Origin of the sequence: Aquincola tertiaricarbonis (assembly GCF_000969605.1) — a bacterium.
Taxonomy (GTDB): Bacteria; Pseudomonadota; Gammaproteobacteria; order Burkholderiales; family Burkholderiaceae_C; genus Aquincola; species Aquincola tertiaricarbonis.
Window position 1 is genome coordinate 57,864 of sequence record NZ_JZUE01000026.1, and the last position, 15,721, is coordinate 73,584.

Sequence of the window (15,721 nt, forward strand, 5' to 3'; positions counted from 1 at the left end):
GTCAGCCCGGGTAGGAGAAGGGATCGTTGGTGTTGAGCGAGGTGCCCGTCATCGATTCCAGCACATCCCAGTGTTCGACGATGCGGCCCTGGGCATCGAAGCGGAACAGGTCCATCGCGCCGGTGCCCGGGTCGTTCGGCACGCTGGTGTCCACCACCTGCGAATGCACCAGCACCATGTCGCCATAGGCGATGGTCTTGGCCACCCGGGTGCGCGAGCGGTAGCCGGCGTCCCGCAGGCCGGCCAGCATCTGCAGGAAGGCCTGCTTGCCGTCGGCCACCGTGGGGTTGTGCTGGATGTAGGCCTCGGACACGAAGTCCTGCACCGGCGACAGGTCGGCCAGGTTGTCGAACACCTGCAGCACCGCCAGCGCGCGGGCGCGGTTGCGCTCCAGGTCCTGCGGCGCACGCGGATCGGCGTCGGGGCCGGCATGCATCGTGTTGCCGTTGGCCGCGGTGGCCGGCACGTTCTGAAACTGGTCCCAGTGCTCCACCAGCTTGCCGTTCTCGATGCGCCACACGTCCACGTACAGCACCTGCTGCGTGCCGATGGTCCACAGCGAATGCAGCGCGGCGTACGGGCCTTCGGCCACCACACGCAGGATCTGCACCTGGTTGCTGCTGGCCGCATGGGCGGTGAGTTCATCGCGCAGCGGCTGCACGCCGTCGGCATAGCCGGTGGCGTGCTGCAGGTAGCTGCTGCCCACGTAGGCATCGAAGCGCGCCAGGTTGCGATCGACGATCACCTCCTGGTAGAAGCCGCGGGCGATGCGTGCCGAGCGCTCGGATTCGTCATGGCCGTGGCCATCGCTGCCAAGGCAGCCGGTCAGCACGAAGGCGGCGGCCAGTGCCAGCAGCGCGGTCTTGATGAGTCGGTTCATGGCGCGCCTCAGGCCAGCACGGCGGCTTGTTCGAACGACAGGCGCGGGCCGCGCGGGTAGTTGCCCGTGGCGTCGCCGTAGCCCAGGTTGATCAGGAAGTTGACTTTCCAGCGGCTGTCGGCGAAGAACGCCGCGTTGACCTTGCCGGGATCGAAGCCGCTCATCGGGCCGCAATCCAGGCCGAGCTGGCGGGCCGCGATCATCAGGTACGCGCCCTGCAGCGAGCTGTTGCGCAGGGCGGTGGTGTCGGCCAGCGCGGCATTGCCTTCGAACATCGGCTTGGCATCCACCGCCGGGAACTGCTCGGGCAGGTGGTCGTAGAAGCGCGTGTCCGACGCCACGATCACAGTGACCGGCGCGGCCAGCGTCTTGGCGGCGTTGCCGGGCGCCATCGCCACGGCCAGCCGGGCCTTGGCCTCGGCGCTGCGCGCGAACACGAAGCGTGCCGGCTGGCTGTTCATCGAGGTCGGGCCCCACTTGGCCAGCTCGTACAGCTGCTGCAGCGTGTCGTCGGTCACTGGCTGGTCGGTGAACTGGTTGAAGGTGCGGGCGTGCAGGAATGTTTGTTCTAGGGCGGCGGCAGGCAGGGGGCGGGACATGGTGCGTCGGTCTGGAAAGTGGATGACCGGGCCAGTGTGTTCAGTGCCGGCCACCGGATAAAGCGGCCGTTGCGGGCATGTCTGTTGCGCGGCGCGGGCAGGTCGGCTGCGCACGGGCCGTGCTCGGGCGGGTCCTGTGCAGCGTCAGCATTCACCAAGGCCATCGACAGGCTCGGTGCGCCCACAGGCGACCGCAGCCGCCTGCTGGAACAACTGGCGCGACCGGGTGGCACGCGCGCATGGTGGGTGGCGATCGCGCCGCTGCTGGTGGTGTGCCTGAGCGGCGTCGCCGCCGGGATCGCGGTGCCGATGTACCAGGACGCTGCCACGCGCCAGCAGATGCGGCAGGCTGCCGAGCCGGGTCGCTGATCAGGTCGCCGGCCGGCCCCAGGCCAGCGCCAGGTTGTTGGCCGGCATGTCGAAGCGGCGCTGCAGCTGCAGCCCGGCTGCGGCGGCTTCGGCCTGCACCTCGTGCAGCCAGCGGATGCCCCAGGCGGCGTTGCGCTGCTTCAGGTCGGCGTCGAAGGCCAGGTTGCCGGGCGAGGGTGGCTCGCCCTGCACGAAGTAGGGCCCGTAGGTCAGCAGCAGGCCGCCGGCGCGCAGGTGCCGGGCCGTGCCCTGCATCAGCGCCCGGGTGGTGGCCCAGGGCGAGATGTGGATCATGTTGGCGCAGAACACCAGGTCCACCTCGCTGGGCACGCCGGTCCAGTCGGGCGACATCACGTCCAGCTGCAGCGGCGGCTGCACGTTGCCGATGCCTTCGCACCACGCGGCGGTGGACTGCAAGGCCTCGGCCTGCGGATCGCTGGGCCACCACTGCCATCCCGGCAGCGCCGGCGCGAAATGGGCCGCATGCTGGCCGGTGCCGCAGGCAATCTCCAGGGCGGTGCCCTGCGGCGGCAGCAGCTGCAGCAGCACGTCGAGGATGGGGCCGCGGTTGCGTTCGCTCGCGGGGCTGAAGGGGCGGTGGTCGGTGGACATGCGTCCAGTCTAGAAACCCATGCGTTGCTGGCGCGCGACTTCCTCGTCGCGGGCATCGTCGATCTCGCGCATCACCGCGCGCAGGTCCACCGCGCCGCGCACCGGCTCGAAGCGGCCGGTCAGCGGCGTGTCCACCGTCAGCAGGCCCTTCTCGTACAGCGTCCACATCTCGGGGCCGTATTCGGTGGCGCGCAGCTCGGGCGCGAAGCGGCCGAAGAAGTGCCGCAGGTTGCCCACGTCGCGCAGCAGCATGCGGGCCGCGTGGTTGTTGCCGGCGGCATCCACCGCCTGCGGCAGGTCGATGATCACCGGGCCGTCGGCGGCCAGCAGGATGTTGAATTCCGACAGGTCGCCGTGCACCACGCCCGCGCACAGCATGCGCACCGCCTCCTTCAGCAGCGTGGCGTGGTGGGCGCGTGCCTCCTCCGGCGTGAACACCACGTCGTTCAGCCGCGGCGCGGCATCGCCGTCGGCATCGGCCACCAGCTCCATCAGCAGCACGCCGTCATGGAAGTTGTAGGGCGTGGGCACGCGCACGCCGGCGGCGGCCAGGCGGTACAGCGCATCCACCTCCGCGCTCTGCCAGGCCTCTTCCTGCGCCTGGCGGCCGTAGCGGGTGCCCTTGGCCATCGCGCGGGCCTGGCGGCTGTTCTTCACCTTGCGGTTCTCGGTGTAGTCCACCGCCTGGCGGAAGCTGCGCTGCGTGGCTTCCTTGTAGACCTTGGCGCAGCGGGTGTCGTCGCCCACGCGCACCACGTACACCGTGGCTTCCTTGCCGCTCATCAGCTGCCGCACCACGCTGTCGATCAGGCCTTCGTCGATCAGCGGCTGCAGCCGCTTCGGGGCTTTCATCGTGCGCTGCGCTGGCGGCGCTGCTGGGCCAGCGGCCGCTTGCCCTTGAGCTGGCGCTCGATGCCGTCGTTGAGCCGGCTGCGCAGGTCCACCACCTCGTCCACATGGCCGTACACGCCAGGAAAGCGCAGGTCCAGCCACAGCCACAGCGTGCAGCTGCGCAGGGCCTGCTCCATGCGGTCGAGCCGGCTGTGGCTGTCCACCTCTTCCAGGAACCAGGGCTTGCCAGCCACGCCGCCCACCGCATGGTTGTGCGCCCAATCGAGGTACAGCTGCACCTGCGAAGGGGTGCGGCTGTCCACCGGCGCCTGGGCATAGATGAAGCGTTCCTTCAGCGTGAGCTGGCCGGCATGCTGGTCCAGCTGCTCGGCCAGCTCCAGCATCTGTTCCAGCTCGGCCACGGCGAAGTGGGCATCGTCCAGCTTGAGCTGTTCCATGAACACCCCCAGCACCTCCCGCAGCCGGTTCTTCTTCATGCGGCTGGCAATGGTGTCCACATGCCAACCGTTGGGCGCCACCGGCGCCTTGAAGTCGCGCGGCGCCCGCGGCGCCTTGGGCAGCAGCTCCTTCAGCACCCGGGTGGCGCTGGGTTCGGCGTCCTTCAGCACGCCGACGAAGCCTTCCTCGTGGATGCCGAAGCGCCCGGCGCGGCCGGCGATCTGGTGCACTTCCGACTCGGTCAGCGTGCGGTCGCCCTGTCCGTCGAACTTCGTCATGGTCGAGAACAGCACCCGGCGGATCGGCAGGTTCAGCCCCATGCCGATGGCGTCGGTGGCCACCAGGATGTGCGACTCGCCCTGCGCGAAGCGCTCGGCCTCGCGCCGGCGCACTTCGGGCGGCAGCGCACCGTAGATCACGCTCACCGGATGGCCGTTGGCGGCGATCTGGTCGCGCAGCATCAGCACCTCGCGGCGGCTGAAGGCCACCACCGCGTCGCCCAGCTTCAAGGAGGGCAGCGGCACCGGCTGCGGCAGCAGCTGCACATGCTGCTTGCGCTCGAACTCGCGCACGGTGCAGCGCTCGCCGCACAGGCCCAGCAGGTTCTCGATCGCGGGCACCGCATAGGCCGAGCAGATGATGATCACCTCGTTGGCCGGCACCGCCACGATGGCCTGCGTCCAGGCCCAGCCGCGGGCGCTGTCGAAGATCATCTGCGCCTCGTCGATCACCGCCACGTCGATCGGCTGGCGGGTGTTCACCATCTCGATGGTGCTGGAGACGGCGCGGGCCTCGGGCGCGGGCACGTTCTCCTCGCCGGTCAGCAGCGAACAGGGCACGCCGCGCGCGACCAGCCGGTCGCGGCCTTCCAGCGCCAGCAGCCGCAGCGGCGCCAGGTAGGCGCCGTCATGCGCCTGGGCCAGCCGCTCGAAGGCCGCATGGGTCTTGCCGCTGTTGGGCGGGCCCACGTACAGCGTGACGCTGCGCTGCAGCCGGCGCGCGATCTCGAAGGTGTCGGGGTAGCCCTGGAAGGCCAGCTCGGTGTTCAGGCCTTCCAGCGTGTCCAGCTCGGCGGCCTGGTGCTCCCAGCGCTCCTGCGCGCGGTTGAAGGCGGTCTTCAGCTCGGCCAGCGGCTGCGGCGTGGCGCCTTCGGCCTGCAGCCGCGGCAGCAGCGAATCGAGGTGCCGCGGGCTCAGCTGCCGGCTGCGTTCCACCAGGCCGTGCAGGTGGGCCAGCAGCTCCGGCGCGTTCGGGTGCTGCGGCGCCGGGCCCAGCGCGGCCAGCAGCGCCTCGCGGTCGCCGGTGCGGTAGAAGGTCCACACCGCATCCGCATTCACCGGGATGCGGAACAGCACCGGCACCGTCCACGGCGCCTGCGGCTCGGGCTGCGGCAGCCGGAAGGTGTGGCGGATCAGGCGCGTCCATTCACCCGCGCGGCGGGCCACGCCCAGGCTGTCCAGCACGGTGCTGCGCTCGATCATCAGCGGCCGTATGTCGGGCCCGGTGCCCACGGCGGCGAGGTGCGCCAGCGCCGAGTCCATCAGCGCCGGGTGGATCCACCGGCTGGGCCGGGCACCGGCGGCCGGCTTGGCCAGCAGCACGTAGCCCAGCTTGTCCAGGTGCTGCTCGAAGCCGGGGCTGCGCTCTTCCAGGAAGTCCGCCGGCTTGACCACCTGCGGCAGCGCATAGGCATGGTTGCGGATGGCCGCGAACTCGGTCTTGCCGATGTGCGCGGGCAGCCGCCCGGCATGTTTCGGGTTGGGCAGGTTCGGCGTGTTGCGGCTGTCGGCGCTGGAAGCGGCCGCCGTTTCGTCTTGCGTGGGGGCAGGGGAGTTCGACATCAAATGGAATTCAGGCAGGCCCCGAGTGTCTCAGGCCCGGGCTGCCGATAATCGCGCATGAACGCAACCCCCGATCCGGCCACCGATTTCTCGCGCCTGCCGCTGCCGCCGGCCGCGCTGGAGAACCTGCAGCGCCTGGGCTACACGGCCATGACGCCGATCCAGGCCGCCACCCTGCCGCTGGCGCTCGCCGGCCACGACCTCATCGCCCAGGCCAAGACCGGCAGCGGCAAGACCGCCGCCTTCGCGCTGGCGCTGCTGGCCAACCTGAATCCGCGCCGCTTCGCGGTGCAGTCGCTGGTGCTGTGCCCCACGCGCGAGCTGGCCGAGCAGGTGACGCAGGAGGTGCGGCGCCTGGCCCGCGCGGAAGACCACATCAAGGTGCTGACGCTGTGCGGCGGCAGCACCATGCGGCCGCAGCTGGCCAGCCTGGAGCATGGCGCGCACATCGTGGTGGGCACGCCGGGCCGCATCATGGACCACCTGGAACGCGGCAGCCTCGACCTGGAGGCGCTGAACACGCTGGTGCTCGACGAAGCCGACCGCATGCTGGACATGGGCTTCTTCGACGACATCGCGGTGGTGGCCAAGCACTGCCCGCCCAAGCGGCAGACGCTGCTGTTCTCCGCCACCTACCCGGAAGGCATCGCCAAGCTCAGCGCGCGCTTCATGCGCGAGCCCAAGGAGATCAAGCTGGCCGCGGTGCATGCGCCGACCAAGATCCGCCAGCGCTTCATCGAGGTGAGCGAGGAGCAGCGGCTGCATGCGGTGGGCCTGCTGCTCAACCACTACCGGCCGGTGAGCACGCTGGCCTTCTGCAACACCAAGCAGCAGTGCCGCGACCTGGTGGAGGTGCTGCGGGCGCAGGGCTTCTCGGCGCTGGAGCTGCACGGCGACCTGGACCAGCGCGACCGCGACCAGGTGTTCATCCGCTTCGCCAACCGCAGCTGCAGCGTGCTGGTGGCCACCGACATCGCCGCCCGCGGGCTGGACATCAGCCAGCTGGAGGCGGTGATCAACGTCGACATCACGCCCGACGTCGACACCCACACCCACCGCATCGGCCGCACCGGCCGGGCGGACGAGGAGGGGTGGGCCTTCAGCCTGGCCAGCCTGGACGAGATGGGCCGCGTGGGCCAGATCGAGGCGGCCGGCGGCTTCACCACCGAATGGCAGAAGCTCGACGAACTGACCGACGCCGACCCCGCCCACCCGCTGCGCCCGCCGATGGCCACGATCCAGATCATGGGCGGGCGCAAGGAGAAGATCCGCGCCGGCGACGTGCTGGGCGCGCTGACCAAGGACCTGGGCTACGCCGGCACGCAGATCGGCAAGATCAACATCAACGAGTTCTCCACCTACGTGGCGGTGCAGGCCGAGATCGCGCCGCAGGTGTGCCAGCGGCTGGCCGCGGGCAAGGTGAAGGGCAAGAGCGTCAAGGTTCGGCTGATGACGGACTGAGCGGCCACCCGCTGCCGGCCTTGCCCAGCCAGGCCTCCAGACCCGCCGGCGGCACCGGCCGCGACACCAGGTAGCCCTGCACCACCGGGCAGCCCTCGTCGGCCACGAAGCGGCGCTGGGCCTCGGTCTCCACGCCTTCGGCCACCACCGTCAGGCCCAGCGTCTTGCCGATGCGCAGGACCGACACGGTGAGCGCCCGCGCCAGGTCGTCATGCTCGATGTCCTGCACGAAGCTGCGGTCGAGCTTGAGCTCGCCGATGGGCAGCCGGTGCAGGTGGCTGAGGCTGGAGTAGCCGGTGCCGAAGTCGTCGAGCGACACCCGGATGCCCAGCCCATGCACCGCATGCACCGTGGCCAGCACCACCGGGTCCGGGTTGAGCATCACGCTTTCGGTCATCTCCACCGTCAGGTCGCCGGTCTTCAGCCCGTGGCGCGCCAGCAGCCGCTGCAGCACCTCGGGCAGGCCAGCGTCCAGGAAGTTGCTGGCCGACAGGTTGACCGCCACGCTGGGCACCGGCACGCCGCGGGCGCGCCAGTCGGCCATCTGCCGGCAGGCCTCGGCCAGCACCCAGCGGCCCAGCGTGTGCACCAGGCCGCATTCCTCGGCCAGGGCCACGAAGCGCATCGGCGGCACCATGCCCAGGCGCGGATGGGCCCAGCGCAGCAGCGCCTCCACGCCGCACAGCCGGCCGTCGTCGCTGGCCACCTTGGGCTGGTAGTGCAGGGCCAGGCCGCCGGCCGGGCCCAGGGCCTCGCGCAGGTCGGCTTCGAGCATCGCGCGTTCATGCGCCTCGCGGTTGAGCTCGGCGCTGAAGAAGCGGAAGCCGCCGCGCCGGTGCATCTTGGCCTGGTACATCGCCATGTCGGCATGGCGTATCAGGGTGTCGATGTCGGTGCCGTCTTCCGGGTACATGGCCACGCCCAGGCTGGCGCCGGGATGCAGCAGCACGCCGTGCACCGTCACCGGCTGCGCGAAGGCGGCCACCAGCCGTTCCACCGCGGCCACCGCGGCACCGCCGCCGCATTGCGGCAGCACCGCCACGAACTCGTCGCCCGAAAGCCGGCCGATGATGTCGCCGGTCCGGGCGCATGCCTCCAGCCGGCGTGCCAGCTCGATCAGCAGGCCGTCGCCCACCACATGGCCGTGGGTGTCGTTCACCTGCTTGAAGCGGTCGAGGTCGACGAACACCACCGCCAGCGGCCAGCCATGGCGGCCGGCATCGTGCAGCGCCCGTTCCGTCTTGCCGCGCAGCAGGGCGCGGTTGGGCAGGCCGGTCAGCGCGTCGTAGAACGCCAGCTGGTGGATGTGGGCCTTGGTCCGTTCGCGCTCCAGGATCAGCGAGCACAGGTGCAGGCTCACGTCCACCAGGCGGCGGTGCAGCGCACTGGGCTCGCGCGGCTCGCGGTAATAGAAGGCGAAGGTGCCCAGCACCTGGCCGTCGCTGCTGCGGATGGGGCTGGACCAGCAGGCCGCCAGGCCCAGCGGCAGCGCCAGGTCGCGGAAGTGTTCCCACAGCGGATCGGTGGCGATGTCGCGCACCATCACCGGCGCATTGCGCCAGGCCGCGGTGCCGCAGGAGCCCACCTGGGGCCCGATGGCCACGCCGTTGATCTGCTGGCAGAAGTCGGCCGGCAGGCTGGGGCCGGCCAGGGTCTGCAGCCGCTGCTGCTCGTCCACCCGCAGGATGCTGGCCACCAGCTCGGGCGCGATGCGCTCCACCTCGCGGCACAGCAGCAGCATCAGCTCGTGCAGCGGCGCCTCGCGGGCCATCGCATCCAGCACGCGGAACTGCAGCACCTCGTGCAGCTTGGTCTGGGTGATGTCGGTGAGCACGCCCACGAAGTTGCACAGCCGGCCATGGGCATCGTGCACCGGATTGACCGCGGTGGAGACCCACAGCGGCCGGCCGTCCTTGGTGTAGGTGAGCAGCTCGCAGGAGAAGCTCTGCTCGGCCAGGTCGTCGGACATCAGCGCCTGCAGCATCGACGGATCGGTGTGCGGGCCGGCCAGCAGCTCGGTGGGACGGTGGCCCACCATCTCCTCCAGCCGGTAGCCGTACATGCGCAGGCAGCCGGCATTGGCAAACACCACCCGGCGGTCGGCGCTGGCCACGATGACGGCGATGTCGCTCTCGTCCACGGCGGTGGACAGCAGGCGCTGGCGCGCCAGCAGCTCATGCTGCTGCGAGGCGTCTCGCACGAAGGCGCAATACAGCACCCGCCCTTCGAACACCACCTGCGACACCGACATCGTCGCCTGCCGCCGGCTGCCGTCGGCCTGCTCGATGGGCACCTCCACCGTGGTGCCCACGATGCGGTTGCGGCCGGTGTGGCGGTGCGCATGCACGCCGGCGTCGTGACGGCTGCGCATCTCGTGCGGCATCAGCATGCGCACGTTGCGGCCCAGCACCTGGTCGCGGCGGTAGCCCCACAGCCGCTCCGCGGCGGCGTTGAACACCACCACGTCGTTGTGCTCGTCGATCAGCACCACGCCGTCGATGGCCTGTTCCAGCGTCTGCAACAGCAGCGAGCGCGCATCCTCCGGTGGTGCCGCCGCCACCGCGCTCACCTGCGCTGCATCACTGACATCCATCGTCGTCCGCCCCAACTCCGACCCGGGGCCCGGAAGGGCCGCTGCGGCTGTATCGGCGTCCCGGCCCGCCGGCGTGAGCGACGCCGCGCACGGAAACGTGGCGGATTTGGCGCGGCGCACCGCCGAAGTGCACGGCCGCGGTGGCAAACAGCGCCCGGAAGACCGGACTTATCGCGACCTACGGCCCCCGCCGGGCGCGGTCTACTGGCCGGGCCATGTCCTGCAGCAAGTTGCCCATGCCCGCCTCGACCCTGTTCCGCGCCGTGCTGGCGACCCTGATGCTGCTGGCGCTGGGCGCCTGCGGCAGCGCGCCCAAGGCGCCGCCCACCCTGTATGAACGGCTGGGCGGCACGCCGCAGCTGGAGCGGGTGGTGGAGCGGCTGGTGGACCGCGCGGCGACCGACCCGCTGGCACAGCAGGCGCTGGGCACCGGCGCGGGGGAGGGCGGCTGGCAGCCGCAGCCGCTCAAGCGCAGCCTGGTGCAGCAGCTGTGCCAGGTGGCCGGCGGCGGCTGCGTGGGCGAACCCGCCGCCGCTGGTGCCGCCGGCCTGAACATCAACGACAGCCGGTTCCGCCCGCTGGTGCTGCTGCTGCGCGAGGAGCTGGACCGCGCCCGTGTGCCGCCCCGCGCCAAGGACGAGCTGCTGCGGGTGCTGTCGCCACGCCATCCGCTGCCGGGCCAGCGGCCCGCGCCGGCTGCCGACGGGGCGCACCGCCGTGCGTGAGGCCCTGCTCGGATGCGGGCTGCTGTGCAGCGCCGCCGTGCTGGCTGCGCCGGTGACGGTGCAGGTGACCGACGGCACCGGCAAGCCGCTGGCCGAGGCGGTGGTGTACGTGCTGGTTAAGGGCCAGCCGCAGCACACCAGCAGCGCCACCGCCGAGATCGCCCAGCGCGAGCGGCAGTTCGTGCCCTCGGTCAGCGTGGTGCAGACCGGCACCGCCGTGAGCTTTCCCAATTTCGACACCGTGCGCCACCACGTCTATTCGTTCTCGCCGATCCGCAGCTTCGAGCTGAAGCTGTATGCCGGCACGCCTACGAGGCCGGTGGTGTTCGACAAGCCCGGCACCGCGGCCCTGGGCTGCAACGTGCACGACCGCATGACGGCCTGGGTGCATGTGGTGGACACGCCGCTGTTCGCCCGCACCGATGCCCGCGGCGAGGCCACGCTGGAGGTGCCCGCCGGCGCGCACCTGCTGCGCGGCTGGCATCCAGCCATGGGCGAGGCCGGCCTGCCGGCCGAGGCCGCGCTGCAGGTGGGTGGCGGTGCCCTGCGCGCCGCGCTGCGCCTGCCGGTGGGAGGCTGAGGTGTCGCGCTCGACAACGGCGGCCGGCCTGCCGGGGCGGCTCATGCGGTGGATCACGCGGCCGTATGCCAGGCGCCTGCAGTGGCGCATCGTGATGCTGTTCGTCGGCCTGCTGGTGGTGGTGCAGGCGGCCAGCTTCCTGGCCATCCGCCGCGACCTGGAGGTCAATGCGCGCGCCACCATCGCGCAGGAGCTGGCCACCGGCGAGAAGGTGCTGCGCCGCCTGCTGGCGGCCAATGCGCAGAACATCGCCGATGCCTCCACCGTGCTGGCGGCCGACTTCGGCTTCCGCGCCGCGGTGGCCAGCGGCGACCGCGCCACCGTGGCCGATGCGCTGGACAACCATGGCGCGCGCATCGGCGCCGAAGTGGCCTTCTATACCGATGCCGCCAGCCGCCTGGTGGCCGCCACCACCACGCATGGCGATGCCGCGGCGCGGGCCCTGTCCGGGCGCATGGCCGGCACGGCGCCGGCCGCCGACCTGAGCCTGGTGGCCGTCATCGACCAGCGGCCCTACCAGATCGTCACCGTGCCGGTGCGCGCGCCGCAGCTCATCGGCCATGTGGCGATGGGCTTCCCGGTGGGCAGCGCGCTGCTGCGCGACGTGGAACAGATCGCCGGCCTGCGCACCGCGCTGGCGGTGCGGGCCGGGGGCGCCGCCTGGCAGGTGCTGCCACCAGCCGATGCGGCGCCGGCCGACCACGACGAACTGGCCACGCAGGTGCGTGCGCTGGGCATGCCGTCGGCCGCGGCCACGGTGCTGCTGGAAGGCGAGCAGTACGCGATGCGGGTGGCCCCGCTGGGCCGCTCCGGCGGCACCGAGGCGGCGGTGCTGCTGCTGCAGTCGGTGGACGACGCGGTGGCGCCGTTCCGGCGGCTGCAGCTCATCCTGCTGGCCATCAGCGGCGCCGGCCTGGCGGTGTTCACCCTGGGCAGCATCTACACCGCGCGGCAGATCACGCGGCCGATCCAGGCCCTGTCGCGCAGTGCCGAGCGGCTGGGCGCCGGCGACTATGCGGTGCCGGTGGCGGTGCAGGCGCAGGACGAGGTGCGCGACCTGGCCCGCTCCTTCGAGGCCATGCGCCAGGGCCTGCAGCAGCGCGAGCAGGAGATCCGCCGCCTGGCGTACTGGGACACGCTCACCGGCCTGCCCAACCGGGCGCAGTTCCACGGCGCGCTGCTGGCGCAGCTGGCCAGCCAAAAGCCGCTGTCGGTGCTGATGCTGGACCTGGACCGCTTCAAGCATGTGAACGACGTGCTGGGCCATGCCTTCGGCGACCGGCTGCTGCGGCAGATCGCGGCGCGGCTGCGCAGCGGCGGCCTGGCCGAGCACGACCTGGTGGCCCGCCTGGGCGGCGACGAGTTCGCGGTGATGCTGCCCGGTGCCGATGCCGACACCGCCATCGACACCGCGCGCCGGCTGCGCACGCTGCTGGAGCAGCCGCTCACGCTGGACGACCACACCATCGACGTCAGCGCCGGCATCGGCATCGCCGCGCATCCGGCGCACGGCAGCGAGGCCGACACCCTGCTGGTGCGCGCCGAGATGGCCATGTACGCCGCCAAGTCGCAGCCCGCCCACGAGACCGGCGTGATGCTCTACAGCGCCGCCATCGATTCGTCGAGCGAGGCCTCGCTATCGCTGCTGACCGAGCTGCGCGCCGCCGTGGCGCAGGACCAGCTGCGGCTGTACCTGCAGCCCAAGATCGCGATGGCCACCGGCGCGGTGGTGGGCGCCGAGGCCCTGGTGCGCTGGCAGCACCCGCTGCGCGGCATGATCCCGCCGATGCAGTTCATCCCGTTCGCGGAGCAGACCGGCTTCATCCGCGAGCTCACCGGCTGGATGATCGAGCGCTGCTCGATGCGCTATGCCGAGCTGCAGCGCCGCGGCATCGACCTGAAGTTCGCGATCAACCTCAGCACCCGGGACCTGCTGGACCAGCACCTGCCGGCCAAGATGGAGCGCCTGTTCGCCCGAGGCGGCGTGCAGCCGCAGGCGCTGTGCCTGGAGATCACCGAGAGCGCCATCATGGACGACCCCGAGCGTGCGCTGCAGACGCTGCAGAGCCTGCATGCCATGGGCCTGCGGCTGTCGATCGACGACTTCGGCACCGGCTACTCGTCGCTGGCCTACCTGAAGCGGCTGCCGCTGCATGAGCTGAAGATCGACCGCAGCTTCGTGATGGGCATGGAGACCGACCGCGCCGACCTGAAGATCGTGCGTTCCACCATCGACCTGGCCCACAACCTGGGCCTGACGGTGTGCGCCGAAGGCGTGGAGAACGCGCAGACCTGGGCCCTGCTGAAGGCCCTGCACTGCGACGAGGCCCAGGGCTACCTGATGGGCAAGCCGATGCCCGAGACCGACTTCGCCGGCTGGCTGCTGGACTGGCACGCGCCGCAGGCGCGGCTGCGCACGGAGTTCGCGCCCTTCATCTAGCCGGTGGCGGGGGCGTGTCGCCGCGGCGCGGCCATGGGTCCACGTGCGTCATCACCCGCAGCACGTCGTGGCGGGCCAGCACCGCGTCGCGCGCGGCCACGGCGATGTCGTGGCCCTGCTCCACGCTCAGGCTGCCGTCCACTTCCAGGTGCATGTCCACCACCAGCATGTCGCCCATCCTGCGGGTGCGCAGGTCGTGCACCGCATGCACGCCGGGCGTGGCGGCGGCGGTGCGGGTGATGGCTTCCACCTCCTCGGCGCTGGCGCCGCGGTCCATCAGGTCGGACAGCGCATTCCAGCCGAAGATCCAGCCCATGCGCGCGATCAGGAAGCCGACGATGGCCGCGGCGATCGGGTCGAGCAGCGGAAAGCCCATCAGGTTGCCCAGGATGCCCAGGCCCACCACCAGCGACGACGCGGCGTCCGAGCGCGCATGCCAGGCATTGCTCACCAGCAGGCTGGAGCGCACCCGCTTGGCCACCGCCAGCATGTAGCGGAACAGCCCCTCCTTGCACACCAGCGTGAAGGCGGCCACGCCCAGGGCCGCGACATGCACCTGCGGGATGTCGGCCGGCGCTTCCAGCTTGCGCAGCGCCGACCACAGCATGCCCACGCCCACCGCCAGCAGCAGCGCGCCCAGCACCAGCGAGCCGGCGTTCTCGAAGCGGGCATGGCCGTACGGATGGTCGTCGTCGGCCGCCTTGCGGCTGTGCTTGCCGGCCAGCAGCACCACGAAGTCGCTCACCAGGTCGGACAGCGAATGCATCGCATCCGCCACCAGCGCCTGCGATTGCGCGAAGAGGCCGACGAACAGCTGCAGCACGATCAGCACCGCATTGACGACGATGCTCACCCAGGTGCTGCGGTTGGCCGCGGCGGCCCGCTCGTCGGCGCCGTGCGCGCTGTCCTCCGGGTCGTCGCCGAACAGGGTGGCCGCCTGCTGGGCCTGCTCGGCGGTGTCGAGCCGGGGGTCTTCGGCGGGGCTGGCGTTCATGGCATGCAAGCGGACTGCGGGCCCCCAGCTTAGCGCCGCCGTGCTCGGGGAGAATGCCAGCCGCCCTGGCTCACACCGGCGCATCGCGCGCCCGTCCCGTCATGACCCACCGCATGCCCAGCACCCTTCCCATCGCCGGCCGGCGCCTGCTGCTGCAACTCGGCGCCCTGGGCTGCCTCTCGGCCGCCGCCGGCCTGCCCGCCGCCGCCCGGCCCGAGGCCGCGCCGCGCGCCGTGGCCCCGCGCGGCCCGCTGGCCGCCGACGAGCTGAACAACATCGCCGTGTTCAAGGCCGTCTCGCCCTCGGTGGTGAACATCACCGCGCTGGGCGTGGAGCGCGACTTCTTCAGCCCGCGCGTGACCCAGGTGCCGCGCGGCACCGGCACCGGCTTCGTGTGGGACGAGGCGGGCCACATCGTCACCAATTTCCACGTCATCCAGGAGGCCTCGGGCGCCCGCGTCACGCTCTCGGACCAGAGCTCGCACAAGGCTTCGCTGGTGGGCGTGTTCCCCGACCGCGACCTGGCGGTGCTGAAGATCGAGGCGCCGCGGGGCAAGCTGCCGCCCATCGCGCTGGGCACCAGCAAGGACCTGCAGGTGGGCCAGAAGGTGTATGCGCTGGGCAATCCCTTCGGCCTGGACCAGACGCTGACCACCGGCATCGTCAGCGCGCTCAACCGCGAGATCGAATCGGTCACTCGCCGCACCATCCGCGGCGCCATCCAGACCGACGCGGCCATCAACCCGGGCAACTCCGGCGGCCCGCTGCTGGATTCGGCCGGCCGGGTGATCGGCGTCAACACGTCCATCTACAGCCCTTCGGGCGCCAGCGCCGGCATCGGCTTCGCCATTCCGGTGGACGAGGTCAACCGCATCGTGCCGCGGCTGATCCGCGACGGCCGCATGGTGCGGCCGGCCCTGGGCGTGACCGCCGGCCCGGAGAACATGGGCCGCGCGCTGGGCCTGCCCAAGGGCGTGCCGCTGGTCGGCGTGGCCCCGGGCGGCCCGGCGCAGAAGGCGGGGTTGCGGCCCTTCGCCCGCGGCGCGCAGGGCGGCATCGTGGCCGGCGACGTCATCCAGGCCATCGACGACACGCCGGTGGCCGACCTGGACGACATGCTCACCGAACTGGAGCGCCACCAGCCCGGCGACCGCGTGTCGCTGACGCTGTGGCGCGCCGGCGCGGTGCGCAAGCAGGCGGTGGTGCTGGCGGAGTCGGAAGACTGAGCATCGGGGGATGCCGGCCTGCTGGCCGACCGGCTCCAGCTTGAAGCCCGTGGGTACCGCCGGCATCGCGAAGATCTTGCCGCTAGGTGTGAACCGTCAAGAGGTTCTTTC

The 15,721-nt window shown here is 71.4% G+C and carries 13 protein-coding genes; 6 read left to right on the plus strand and 7 right to left on the minus strand.

Annotated features, from left to right (window positions below; genetic code table 11):
- Nucleotide 1: 1 nt before the first annotated feature.
- The gene (locus VO99_RS23155) at nucleotides 2-880 is read right to left on the minus strand and encodes a nuclear transport factor 2 family protein (protein WP_083440858.1); all 879 of its coding nucleotides are present in this window, start codon (nucleotides 878-880) and stop codon (nucleotides 2-4) included.
- Between the two features lie 8 nt (nucleotides 881-888).
- A complete protein-coding gene (locus tag VO99_RS23160) occupies nucleotides 889-1,479 on the minus strand; it encodes a malonic semialdehyde reductase (protein ID WP_046115311.1) in 591 nt (196 codons plus the stop codon).
- 18 nt (nucleotides 1,480-1,497) lie between these two features.
- Between VO99_RS23160 and VO99_RS30495 the strand changes: the two genes are divergently transcribed.
- Complete coding sequence (locus VO99_RS30495; protein ID WP_157039726.1) at nucleotides 1,498-1,848, plus strand: hypothetical protein; 351 nt, start codon at nucleotides 1,498-1,500, stop codon at nucleotides 1,846-1,848.
- Here the strand turns inward: VO99_RS30495 and VO99_RS23165 are convergent, their stop codons facing one another.
- From VO99_RS23165 to VO99_RS23175, 3 genes are read right to left on the minus strand one after another with little or no spacing between them, the layout of a single operon-like run.
- Nucleotides 1,849-2,460, minus strand: coding sequence for a DUF938 domain-containing protein (locus VO99_RS23165; RefSeq protein ID WP_046115312.1), 612 nt, complete (start codon nucleotides 2,458-2,460; stop codon nucleotides 1,849-1,851).
- A gap of 9 nt (nucleotides 2,461-2,469) precedes the next feature.
- The gene (locus tag VO99_RS23170) at nucleotides 2,470-3,312 is read right to left on the minus strand and encodes a PA4780 family RIO1-like protein kinase (protein ID WP_046115313.1); all 843 of its coding nucleotides are present in this window, start codon (nucleotides 3,310-3,312) and stop codon (nucleotides 2,470-2,472) included.
- Entirely contained in the window at nucleotides 3,309-5,591 is a 2,283-nt protein-coding gene (locus VO99_RS23175) for a helicase-related protein (RefSeq protein ID WP_083440859.1), read from the minus strand. Before VO99_RS23175 ends, VO99_RS23170 begins: the two co-directional genes overlap by 4 nt.
- 57 nt (nucleotides 5,592-5,648) lie before the next feature.
- Here VO99_RS23175 and dbpA point away from each other — a divergent pair, with 57 nt between their 5' ends.
- Nucleotides 5,649-7,052 carry an ATP-dependent RNA helicase DbpA gene (gene dbpA, locus VO99_RS23180; RefSeq protein WP_046115314.1) on the plus strand — a complete coding sequence of 468 codons (1,404 nt, stop codon included), beginning with the start codon at nucleotides 5,649-5,651 and terminating at the stop codon, nucleotides 7,050-7,052.
- Here the strand turns inward: dbpA and VO99_RS23185 are convergent.
- The gene (locus VO99_RS23185; protein WP_083440860.1) at nucleotides 7,027-9,645 is read right to left on the minus strand and encodes an EAL domain-containing protein; all 2,619 of its coding nucleotides are present in this window, start codon (nucleotides 9,643-9,645) and stop codon (nucleotides 7,027-7,029) included. The two genes, dbpA and VO99_RS23185, sit on opposite strands and share 26 nt — an antisense overlap.
- A gap of 236 nt (nucleotides 9,646-9,881) precedes the next feature.
- Between VO99_RS23185 and VO99_RS29180 the strand changes: the two genes are divergently transcribed.
- From VO99_RS29180 to VO99_RS23200, 3 genes are read left to right on the plus strand one after another with little or no spacing between them, the layout of a single operon-like run.
- Nucleotides 9,882-10,370: a globin family protein gene (locus tag VO99_RS29180; protein ID WP_052736569.1), complete on the plus strand. Its 489-nt coding sequence runs from the start codon at nucleotides 9,882-9,884 to the stop codon at nucleotides 10,368-10,370.
- Complete coding sequence (locus tag VO99_RS23195; protein ID WP_046115315.1) at nucleotides 10,363-10,950, plus strand: methylamine utilization protein; 588 nt, start codon at nucleotides 10,363-10,365, stop codon at nucleotides 10,948-10,950. Before VO99_RS29180 ends, VO99_RS23195 begins: the two co-directional genes overlap by 8 nt.
- A 43-nt stretch (nucleotides 10,951-10,993) precedes the next feature.
- Nucleotides 10,994-13,390, plus strand: a complete 2,397-nt coding sequence (locus tag VO99_RS23200; RefSeq protein ID WP_046115330.1) for a putative bifunctional diguanylate cyclase/phosphodiesterase — start codon at nucleotides 10,994-10,996, stop codon at nucleotides 13,388-13,390.
- Here VO99_RS23200 and VO99_RS23205 read toward each other — a convergent pair.
- Nucleotides 13,383-14,384: a cation diffusion facilitator family transporter gene (locus VO99_RS23205; protein WP_083440861.1), complete on the minus strand. Its 1,002-nt coding sequence runs from the start codon at nucleotides 14,382-14,384 to the stop codon at nucleotides 13,383-13,385. The two genes, VO99_RS23200 and VO99_RS23205, sit on opposite strands and share 8 nt — an antisense overlap.
- A gap of 113 nt (nucleotides 14,385-14,497) precedes the next feature.
- Between VO99_RS23205 and VO99_RS23210 the strand changes: the two genes are divergently transcribed.
- Complete coding sequence (locus VO99_RS23210) at nucleotides 14,498-15,610, plus strand: S1C family serine protease (protein WP_046115332.1); 1,113 nt, start codon at nucleotides 14,498-14,500, stop codon at nucleotides 15,608-15,610.
- Nucleotides 15,611-15,721: the final 111 nt, after the last annotated feature.